This is a genomic window from Paraburkholderia silviterrae, assembly GCF_004353915.1.
GTDB classification, from domain to species: Bacteria; Pseudomonadota; Gammaproteobacteria; order Burkholderiales; family Burkholderiaceae; genus Paraburkholderia; species Paraburkholderia silviterrae.
The window spans coordinates 133,358-142,042 of the sequence record NZ_SMRP01000019.1; the positions used below are offsets into that span (position 1 = coordinate 133,358).

The 8,685-nt window shown below is 61.7% G+C and carries 9 protein-coding genes and 3 pseudogenes; 8 read left to right on the forward strand and 4 right to left on the reverse strand.

Going from position 1 to position 8,685, the window contains the following annotated elements; all coding sequences use genetic code 11:
* The first annotated feature begins 68 nt into the window (after positions 1-68).
* From msrB to EYW47_RS29025, 4 genes are all read left to right on the forward strand, one after another.
* Positions 69-581, forward strand: a complete 513-nt coding sequence (msrB, locus tag EYW47_RS29010; RefSeq protein WP_133198276.1) for a peptide-methionine (R)-S-oxide reductase MsrB — start codon at positions 69-71, stop codon at positions 579-581.
* A gap of 79 nt (positions 582-660) precedes the next feature.
* Positions 661-2,544, forward strand: a complete 1,884-nt coding sequence (locus EYW47_RS29015) for a cytochrome c biogenesis protein DipZ (RefSeq protein WP_133198277.1) — start codon at positions 661-663, stop codon at positions 2,542-2,544.
* 47 nt (positions 2,545-2,591) lie between these two features.
* A complete protein-coding gene (gene msrA, locus EYW47_RS29020; protein ID WP_133198278.1) occupies positions 2,592-3,329 on the forward strand; it encodes a peptide-methionine (S)-S-oxide reductase MsrA in 738 nt (245 codons plus the stop codon).
* A gap of 84 nt (positions 3,330-3,413) precedes the next feature.
* On the forward strand, positions 3,414-3,698 hold the full coding sequence (locus tag EYW47_RS29025) for a PQQ-binding-like beta-propeller repeat protein (protein WP_205710176.1): 285 nt from the start codon (positions 3,414-3,416) through the stop codon (positions 3,696-3,698).
* A 224-nt stretch (positions 3,699-3,922) separates the two neighbouring features.
* Here EYW47_RS29025 and EYW47_RS29030 read toward each other — a convergent pair whose 3' ends face one another.
* The gene (locus tag EYW47_RS29030; protein ID WP_133198279.1) at positions 3,923-4,582 is read right to left on the reverse strand and encodes a hypothetical protein; all 660 of its coding nucleotides are present in this window, start codon (positions 4,580-4,582) and stop codon (positions 3,923-3,925) included.
* A 311-nt stretch (positions 4,583-4,893) separates the two neighbouring features.
* On the opposite strand from EYW47_RS29030, the pseudogene EYW47_RS42715 reads away from it, so the two are divergent.
* Positions 4,894-4,980 (forward strand): annotated as a pseudogene (locus tag EYW47_RS42715) (hypothetical protein); the annotation flags it as partial.
* Between the two features lie 135 nt (positions 4,981-5,115).
* On the opposite strand, the pseudogene EYW47_RS29040 reads toward EYW47_RS42715, so the two are convergent.
* Both EYW47_RS29040 and EYW47_RS29045 read right to left on the reverse strand, forming a co-directional pair.
* Positions 5,116-5,262, reverse strand: a pseudogene (locus EYW47_RS29040) (pyridoxal-phosphate dependent enzyme); the annotation flags it as partial.
* Positions 5,263-5,524: 262 nt separating this feature from the next.
* Positions 5,525-5,890, reverse strand: coding sequence for a GGDEF domain-containing protein (locus EYW47_RS29045; protein WP_240763972.1), 366 nt, complete (start codon positions 5,888-5,890; stop codon positions 5,525-5,527).
* Between the two features lie 688 nt (positions 5,891-6,578).
* Here EYW47_RS29045 and EYW47_RS29050 point away from each other — a divergent pair.
* Entirely contained in the window at positions 6,579-6,923 is a 345-nt protein-coding gene (locus EYW47_RS29050) for a superinfection immunity protein (protein WP_240763973.1), read from the forward strand.
* A gap of 124 nt (positions 6,924-7,047) precedes the next feature.
* Here the strand turns inward: EYW47_RS29050 and EYW47_RS29055 are convergent, their stop codons facing one another.
* Positions 7,048-7,281 carry a hypothetical protein gene (locus tag EYW47_RS29055; protein WP_133198280.1) on the reverse strand — a complete coding sequence of 78 codons (234 nt, stop codon included), beginning with the start codon at positions 7,279-7,281 and terminating at the stop codon, positions 7,048-7,050.
* 677 nt (positions 7,282-7,958) lie between these two features.
* Here EYW47_RS29055 and EYW47_RS29060 point away from each other — a divergent pair.
* Positions 7,959-8,297 carry a P-II family nitrogen regulator gene (locus tag EYW47_RS29060; RefSeq protein WP_133198295.1) on the forward strand — a complete coding sequence of 113 codons (339 nt, stop codon included), beginning with the start codon at positions 7,959-7,961 and terminating at the stop codon, positions 8,295-8,297.
* A gap of 31 nt (positions 8,298-8,328) precedes the next feature.
* Positions 8,329-8,685: pseudogene (locus EYW47_RS42130) on the forward strand (ammonium transporter); the annotation flags it as partial.

An 8,685-nucleotide genomic window follows, 5' to 3' on the forward strand; every position in this document is an offset into this window, starting at 1 on the left:
AGGACTTTGACATCCCCGCCGGGCGAGGATGTGGGCACTTTCCGCAGATTCGCGTCAAGGAGCTCATCATGCAAAGCAGAAGGCGCTTCCTGTTTTCAGGTGGGGCGGCCGTGGCGGCACTGGCGGCAGCCGGCCGTTGGCGCCCGCTGGCCGCCGCACCGGTGGAGGCCAGCAAGCCGGCCGGCAGTTTCGAAGTCGTGCATACGGACGCGCAATGGCGCCAGTTGCTGACACCGTCACAGTATTCGGTGCTGCGTCAGGAAGGCACGGAGCGGCCTTACAGCAGCCCGCTGAACGACGAGCATCGCGCGGGCGTGTTCGGTTGCGCGGGCTGCCGGCTCGATCTGTTTGCGTCGCGCACGAAGTTCGACAGCCACACCGGCTGGCCGAGTTTCTGGGCGCCGCTCGAGCATGCCGTGGCGACGCGTGAAGACGATTCGTTCGGCATGTCGCGCACCGAGGTCCACTGCCGGCGCTGTGGCGGCCATCTCGGCCACGTATTCGACGACGGTCCGCAACCGACGGGGCTGCGCTACTGCATGAACGGCGTGGCGATGATTTTCACGCCCGCTGCCGGCTGAGCACGCGTCCTGAGCAAGCGCCTGACCCTCCTTTCATTCACCAGTCGCCAAACGACCGGCATCCACGCCTGGAACCGACATGCTACTTATCGTTCTCGCCTATCTCGGCGGCGCCCTTACGATTCTCAGTCCGTGCATCCTGCCGGTGCTGCCGTTTGTTTTCGCGCGCGCCGATCAGCCGTTCGCGCGCAGCGGGCTGCCGTTGCTCGCGGGCATGGCGCTGACGTTCGCCATCGTCGCGACTTTGGCCGCGGTGGGCGGCGGCTGGGTCACCCAGGCTAACCAGTATGGCCGCTGGCTCGCGATCGCGTTGCTCGCCGTCTTCGGACTGACGCTGTTGCTCCCACGCTTCGCTGATCATCTGATGCGGCCGCTGGTTAGCGCAGGCAATCGCCTGTCGAACTTCGCCCAGGGCGACGGCCAGCAGGTTCGCGCAGGTTCGTCATTTCTATTGGGCATCGCGACCGGGCTGCTGTGGGCGCCGTGCGCCGGTCCGATTCTCGGCCTGCTCCTGACCGGCGCGGCGCTGCGGGGTGCGAGCGTCGGCACTACGCTGCTGTTGCTGGCCTATGCGGCGGGCGCCGCGACATCGCTCGCGCTGGCGCTGCTGATTGGCGGGCGGGTGTTCACTGCGATGAAGCGCTCTCTCGGTGCAGGCGAATGGATCCGCCGCGGAATCGGTGCGGCAATGCTGTGCGGCGTGGTAGCGATTGCATTCGGCCTCGACACGGGCGTGCTGACGCGTGTATCGACCGTCGCCACCGGCGGCATCGAACAGAAACTGGTGGATAAGCTTTCGCCCGGTGCGACACCGGCCAATCCGGTGGCGGCAGGTAAGAACGCCGATGCACGGGCCAACGCGCCAGCCAATGCTGCGGGCAATGATGTCGTAACGACCGCCTACCCCGTGGCCAATGCAAACGCCTCCGTCCACTCCGGCGCGATGATGCGCATCGCACAGGGCGCGCCAGCCGGCGCGGCCCCGCTACCCGTCGAAGGCGTGTTGCCGCCGCTGAACGGCGCAGTCCAATGGCTGAATTCACCGCCGCTCACGGCTCAGGACCTGCGCGGCAAGGTTGTTCTGATCGACTTCTGGACGTACTCGTGCATCAACTGCCTGCGTTCGCTGCCGTACGTCAAAGCATGGGCGCAGAAGTACAAAGATCAGGGCCTCGTCGTGATCGGCGTGCACGCGCCGGAATTCGCTTTCGAGCGCAATATCGATAACGTGAAGAAGGCCACCCGCGATCTCGGCGTCGACTATCCCGTCGCCATCGACAACAACTATGCGATCTGGCGCGCGCTGAACAATCAGTACTGGCCGGCGCACTATTTCGTCGATGCGCAAGGGCGGATTCGCCATCACCATTTTGGCGAAGGCGACTACGCGGAATCGGAAAAGGTGATTCAGCAGTTGTTGGCCGAAGCGGGCCACCCAGGCGCGTCGAAGGTGGCGCTCGGCATCGCCGGCATGAGCGCGCAAGGCGTAGAGGCAGCGGCCGACAAAGCCGATGTGCAGTCGCCGGAAACCTATATCGGCTACGAGCGCGCGGAGAATTTCGCGTCGCCCGGCGGCGAGGCTGCGGACAAGCTGCACACCTATTCGGTGCCGTCACAGCCCGCCGTCAACGACTGGGGGCTCGCAGGCGCATGGAAGGTGGGCGCCGAACACGCCACGCTCGCGGCCGCCTCCGGGCGCATCGTCTATCGCTTTCATGCACGCGATCTGCACCTCGTGCTGGGTCCGGGCCAGGACGGCAAGCCGATTCGCTTCCGTGTGAGCGTGGATGGCGCGGCGCCCGGCGCCGCACACGGTACCGACGTCGCCGACGACGGCAGTGGCACCGTAACCGAACAGCGCCTGTATCAGCTCGTTCGACAAACCGGAGATGTCGCGGATCACACGTTCTCGATCGAGTTTCTGGATCCCGGCGTACAAGCGTATGCATTTACGTTCGGCTAATCCGTGCCGGACGGCGTAAATCAACCCCTCTTTGCAGGACTGACATCATGCACACGAACAATACTCGCCAGGCTCCCGGGAGCAAGCGCTCGGCCATTGCCAGACTCGCCGGTTGCGTCGCCATTGCGGCAAGCGTCTTCGCGGCACAGCGCATTGCGAATTCGGCTGAATCAGCGATCAGGACTCCACCGCCTGCGCAGGATGAAAAAGTCGGCGCCACACATAGCGAAACGGCCGTGTTCGCGGGTGGCTGCTTCTGGGGTGTCCAGGGCGTATTCGAACACGTGCGGGGTGTGAAGCAGGTCGCCGCGGGCTACACGGGCGGTGCAGCCGCCACTGCGCAATACGAAACCGTCAGTGACGGCGACACGGGACACGCAGAGTCGGTGCAGATCACTTACGACCCGACTCAGATCACCTACGGACGGTTATTGCAGATTTTCTTCTCGGTTGCGCATGACCCCACCGAGTTGGACTACCAGGGCCCCGATCACGGTACGCAATACCGCTCGGCAATTTTCCCGACCAATCCTGATCAGCGGAGCGTCGCACAGTCATACATCGCGCAACTGGATCGAGCGCATGTGTTTTCAGGGCCGATAGTCACACGGGTGGAGAGCTTCAAAGGCTTCTATCCGGCGGAAGCCTACCATCAGAATTACCTCGTACTCCATCCCGACTACCCGTACATCGTCATAAACGATCTGCCGAAGGTGAACGAACTGAAGCGAACGTTTCCCGATCTGTATCGTAACGATCCAGTGCTGCTAAAAGCGAGCAAGTAGCAGGCCGACTCTTCAGCGGTTGCCGGATCGACGACACCCGCGGGCACCCTGCAATTCGCGCGCGACGACCGCGATTACCTGGCTTTGTTCGACAAGCAAATTTTCGATCGTTTCGGCGCGAAGACGCTCGAGCACTTCGATGACGTGGGCCACAATGACCGGCTTGCGGCCCACGCGAACATGTATGCGCTCGATGCCGCTACCGGCGAAATCAAGTGGAGCTTTGAGAGCGGCGGCGCGGTCGTGTCCGGTGCGGCAATCGTCGACGGCACCGTCTACTGGGGCTCCGGTTATCACACGAAGGTTCTCGGGCTGCCGTATGCCGGCGATAACCACAAGCTGGACGCATTTGCAGTACCGAAACAGTGAGACCGCGTTGGCGGATGTCTCAGCGCGACCCGCGTGAACTGATCTTCCTCACAACTTGGGCTTGTCTTCCGCGGGTTTTGCTGCCCTCGGCGCCGAGCGACTCCAACTCCCAGACGACCCCGTAGTCTCGCAATACAAGCTCGCCGCGGGGAAAGCGCCCTTCGCAAAGAACCTTATCGGTGCACGCATACGAATATTCGCGCGTGCCCTCCCTGGCAGCGGGGTTACAGCTTCGGCACGCCTTCGTGCTGGTCGTTCTGCGCCTGCTGCCGCGCACCCTCCTGCGGCGTCGTCGCCGTGAATTCTCCGGCGTTAGGCGCGTCGGCCGCGCCGGTGAACGACAGTGAGACCCCGTCTGGTCGTTGCCAGCTCGCCTTGATGACCTGATAGGTGCCGCGCATCCGGTCCTGCACGATGACGGAGCGTTTGACCTGGGGCCTGCCGAACTTGTACTCCAGGAACGCATAGTCATGTACCTGCGTGTCGACGCCTGGCGTCAACAGGTAGACGCCGTGCACGATGCCCTTGATGAGGCTGATGCGCAGGCTGGTGTACATCTCGGGAGTCTTGTCCACGGGGTACATGACATCGAGCATCTCCGTCCCTGTTGGAGCCGTGCCAATCAGCGAGAGGTCGGCATGCTCAAAGCACGGGTGCGGGGTTTCGTCGGTGTAGGCCTTGTCGGCGCCCGGAGAGCTGTTCGGCTTGAAGGGGCACTCCGGCATCGCGGTGAAGGGTTTGTACAGGGCGATGCCATAGATGGCCGTCCCGGCGGGCCCGCTCCCCGGCGCGCCAGTATGGGCTGAAGCCGCAGGTGTAGCAGCAAACGCGAACGTCGCGAGCAGACCACCCAGAACGGATGGCCGAAAACGAATGGAGTGCATGTGCTTTCCCCCGGGGTGCTGATAACGCCCGACTTGCGCATTGGCAGGCGGGTCTGTATTGGGTGTGAGTCGCATTGTGTTCGAATGTGCCGTGCCGGTATGTCTGGCAGCGAACCGGCGCAGCAAGCTGGCGCAGCACCTCCGTGCCTGCCTCCATCACCGGGCCGCTTTCTATACTCACCAGTTTTCTTTTCGCGACCTCAGGGGCCGGAGGCCGTCCCATGCTCACCTTCAACCTGCTTCCCGCGCGGCACCGGCGCCTCGCGCGCCTCGTGGCGCTCGCCGTGCTGAGCGGCGGCTACCTGCTGCCGATGGCGATTGCGCTGCACCGCCAGCGCATGAGCGCCGGCTTGACCTCACTCCTCATCACGAATGTGGTGTACGGCTGGACGGGGATTGGCTGGCTCGCGTCGCCCGGCATCGCGCTGCTCGTCGATGGGCCTTGCCGTTTGAAGCGCGGCGTTGACGGAGCTAGCCCTTCTCGGCCCACGTTCAAAAGTGAATCATCCTGCTGCGTGGCCAGGAACGCCGCACAGTGCAGCACGGTCCTTGACCGAGCCGCCCGGGTTCATGAACTCGGCCTTGCCGAGAATCTCGCAGCCGGTCTCCTCGCTGAGTCCGGCAAGCCGGACCAGCGGCGTGTCACCCACGCACCCGACAAACCCATTACGCACACGCATACCGCCCCCCACCGAAACCGCATGATGGGCAGCCGACTGCTGCCACACCGGTGGCATAGGCGAAGACCCGGCGCACTTCCCGCGGATTGGCCGGGTTCAGGTGACCGCGATGGCTGGACCCGTGAGTCACTGGGGACGGCTGATTATCTGGGGAGCTGCTGGCCGGACGGGAGCGTTTCCAATGCGACGAGCTGGTGTTCGAGCAACATATCCAGATCTGCACGATCCAGCCCGAGGTGCCCGGGTGCGTCCTTGACCAGCATCAGGGCTGCGAGCTCACGAGGACCCAGCATCGTTGCCTCTTGTTGATAAGTGAAGTCCTTGCCCCCACACGCGCGACGCCGTCGTACGGGCGGATCGCGTCAAGCCATTTTTGTACGAACTCGCACAGCACCTCATCGCCCGCCAGGTGCCAGTGCGCGTCGTTGATGGCCTTGAAGTGATCGAGATCGAGCGACAGGCGCTCCACCGTGCTGCGCGCGTCCGATTTCCGCTTCGACGCGCTCGATGAACTCGCGCCGGTGAGTGGACCGGTGGTGGCCACGTGCTTGAGCTTGTCGTTGGTCCGCTGCAGTTCCTGCAGTGTGTCGACGCTGATGTGAGATTGACCACTATGCAGAAATGGCATTGGACGGTATTTTGGAAGGCATGCCGGGAACGACGGGTCGACAGACTACCGTGGTGGATCACCCGAATTTCGGCGTGTGGGTCAAATCCTTTTGTGCACAATCCCACACTTGATTGTTTATCGAGTTCGGTAGAAACACTCAAAGCTCTACGACCATTGTGCCCATCCGCACAGTTTGGGAGTGGTTTTTGTTACCGATATTGAATACATGCTATCCTCGAACACGTAGGCACAACGACGAAATAATGCGCACTCGCTCAGGCGACGGACCGGTTCAGACGCATTACAACGGGGGATTAAAATGAAAAGCACGCTCATTTTCATGGACCGAACCGCGGGTGCAGCGTCTGGTATCGCGCTTGCCGACTTCATGACAGCGACACTTCAAAGTCAACCGTAGGAATCCCATTCAATCGGCTTCCTGATAACTTCGACGATCGCTTGCATCGTTAGTCCGCCTGATATTATTGGCTTCCCGAAATTCCTGATTCTGATCCGGGACGCCGATAATCAGACACGCGCAATGCCAGGTGATCGTTGATATTGACAAGTGTCATCCGCGCACATATCAGCTTGCAACGCATAGCCTTATATCAGATCCGACAACGGACTCAATCTCGTCGAACAGAAGATCCACCAGGATGTGGATCGCGAGATCGCGCAAGCGCAGTTACACGGGGGTAACAAAATGGATGATTATCAGACTAGCACCGCTGCCGACATGTCCACCGGCACACATGAATATGAAAGTGATCCGGGCCACTGGCTGGTCATGCTGACACTGCTGTATTTCATTCCCTCGATCATCGCGTTCAGTCGCCACCACCACAACCGCACCGCCATCAGGCGTCTTAATGCGGTGCTTGGCTGGTCAGTGCTCGGCTGGATTGCCGCTTTCGTATGGGCACTCGTCTCGTTCAGAAGGGGCCGTGCAACGCGCGCTCCGGCTGCGCCCGAGTCTTTGGGGCGAGTTCCTGAATGTGCCGCGGCACGGTTGCTCACAGACAGAGTCCATCCCGATCTCACGATTTGACCTCTGGAGCAGACCCGCCACTGCACCGGTTGGCACGGTACATAGCCGAGGAGCGCCTTTGTGTTGTCGCTCGCAATCTCTGCTAGCCGTGATGGCAGAAGCGCCAACGTGTCGGTTAATTCCGCTATCGCGCCCCGCGGTGAAGCGAGGCGCAGGGCACGCACGGCGGCACTTCGTTGGTCGTTGCCGTGTAAAGACGGTATCCACCACTTTCCCTTCGTCGGCGGCAGAACAGGCCATCAACCATCGCCATCTCGCTAACGATACGTTCAATGATGTCGCGTTCAAGCTGGCAGATTTCGCAGGTCTCCGCTTCGCCGTAGTCCGGGGTGACCTCGACGCGAATGGTGACTTTCATTTCCAGTTCCAGCGGCCGTGACTGTCAGAAGCCGGGTCTGAGTGCCTACCACGGAAAACCCCGAGGTTTCTAACGCCCCCAATTCACGCGAGCACCTCGTCGGAGTGACGGCGCCGGAAGCACCAAAGACGCTCATTCGTGCAACAAGGAAAAGCAACCTGTGCACCAAGTTCATCTCTCGCGCCTGAATTCGCCCATGGGGGTTCCTTATCCAATTCCTGCCCGCACTCTTCTCAAAAGCGCTGCGTTTGACGTCGCACTACACAACGTCTTCAGACGACTCTGATTTGGTTGACGACTAAACAATGATACTGCCTGGCAATGACGATCGACGTCGTTGCCCAGGATGGCCGGTACTCACGCATGGAAGCGGTCCCAACGCGCCATAAGTTGCAAGTCATATTGGTCAGGGCCGTGACGTCGTCTATATCGCCCCGCCAATGCGACGCCGCCACGTTCACTGAATGAATGACTGCTTTCCGCAGACTTCAGGCAATGCGCCGTCGGCGTACGGCGTGCACACGAACACTCATGGCACGCCTGTTGCTAGCTATGTCGCTTGCATCAACACCCGGCTTGCTCGATGCGAGATGAAACGCATACGGATCGGACGCCACGGTTTTGCCCAATCAGGTGAAGCGTTACGCCAACGAGTTTCGCAACAAGAAGAGGATCTCATGAAGCTCATTGCTGCAATCATCAAGCCGTTCAAGCTCAACGACGTGAGGGATGCCTTGTCTGCCATCGGGGTCTCGGGAATGACGGTGACGGAAGTGAAGGGTTTCGGACGACAGAAGGGACACACGGAACTGTATCGGGGAGCGGAATACGCGATTGAGTTCTTGCCAAAGGTGAAGATCGAGGCGATCACCCCGGACGACGCTGTCGATCTGGCGACTGAAGCGATCGAGCGCGCCGCGCGTACCGGGAAAATCGGCGACGGCAAGATCTTCGTGATATCGCTCGAGGAAGTGATCCGTATCCGCACCAGCGAGACCGGCGCGGATGCCCTGTAAAGATATAAATGGCGACTGGAGGAAACGAAAGATGCGCAAAATGTTGATGTCCCTGCTGATGGCCGGTTCGCTGCTGGCTAGCGGCGTCGGCGCCGCACTGGCCGACGATGCGTCCGCGCCGGCCGCTTCGGCATCGGCCCCCGCAGCCGCGGCCACCTCCGTACCCGCCGCGGCTGCAAGCGCCCCGGCCGACGCCCCGGCGGCTGCCGCAGCCGCGGCGCCCGCCGCCCCGACCGCACCGTTCTCGGTCGACTCTTCGAAGATCAATTCGGGCGACACCGCGTGGATGCTCACCTCCACGGCGCTCGTGCTGTTCATGACGATCCCGGGCCTCGCGCTCTTCTATGGCGGCATGGTCCGCAAGAAGAACGTGCTCGCGACGCTCATG

Coding starts and splice junctions, on each gene's coding strand:
- EYW47_RS29030 (WP_133198279.1), bottom strand. CDS start 4,582: ATGCACTCCATTCGTTTTCGGCCATCCGTTCTGGGTGGTCTGCTCGCG.
- EYW47_RS29060 (WP_133198295.1), top strand. CDS start 7,959: ATGAAGCTCATTGCTGCAATCATCAAGCCGTTCAAGCTCAACGACGTG.
- EYW47_RS29015 (WP_133198277.1), top strand. CDS start 661: ATGCTACTTATCGTTCTCGCCTATCTCGGCGGCGCCCTTACGATTCTC.
- EYW47_RS29045 (WP_240763972.1), bottom strand. CDS start 5,890: ATGCCATTTCTGCATAGTGGTCAATCTCACATCAGCGTCGACACACTG.
- EYW47_RS29055 (WP_133198280.1), bottom strand. CDS start 7,281: ATGAAAGTCACCATTCGCGTCGAGGTCACCCCGGACTACGGCGAAGCG.
- EYW47_RS29050 (WP_240763973.1), top strand. CDS start 6,579: ATGGATGATTATCAGACTAGCACCGCTGCCGACATGTCCACCGGCACA.
- msrB (WP_133198276.1), top strand. CDS start 69: ATGCAAAGCAGAAGGCGCTTCCTGTTTTCAGGTGGGGCGGCCGTGGCG.
- msrA (WP_133198278.1), top strand. CDS start 2,592: ATGCACACGAACAATACTCGCCAGGCTCCCGGGAGCAAGCGCTCGGCC.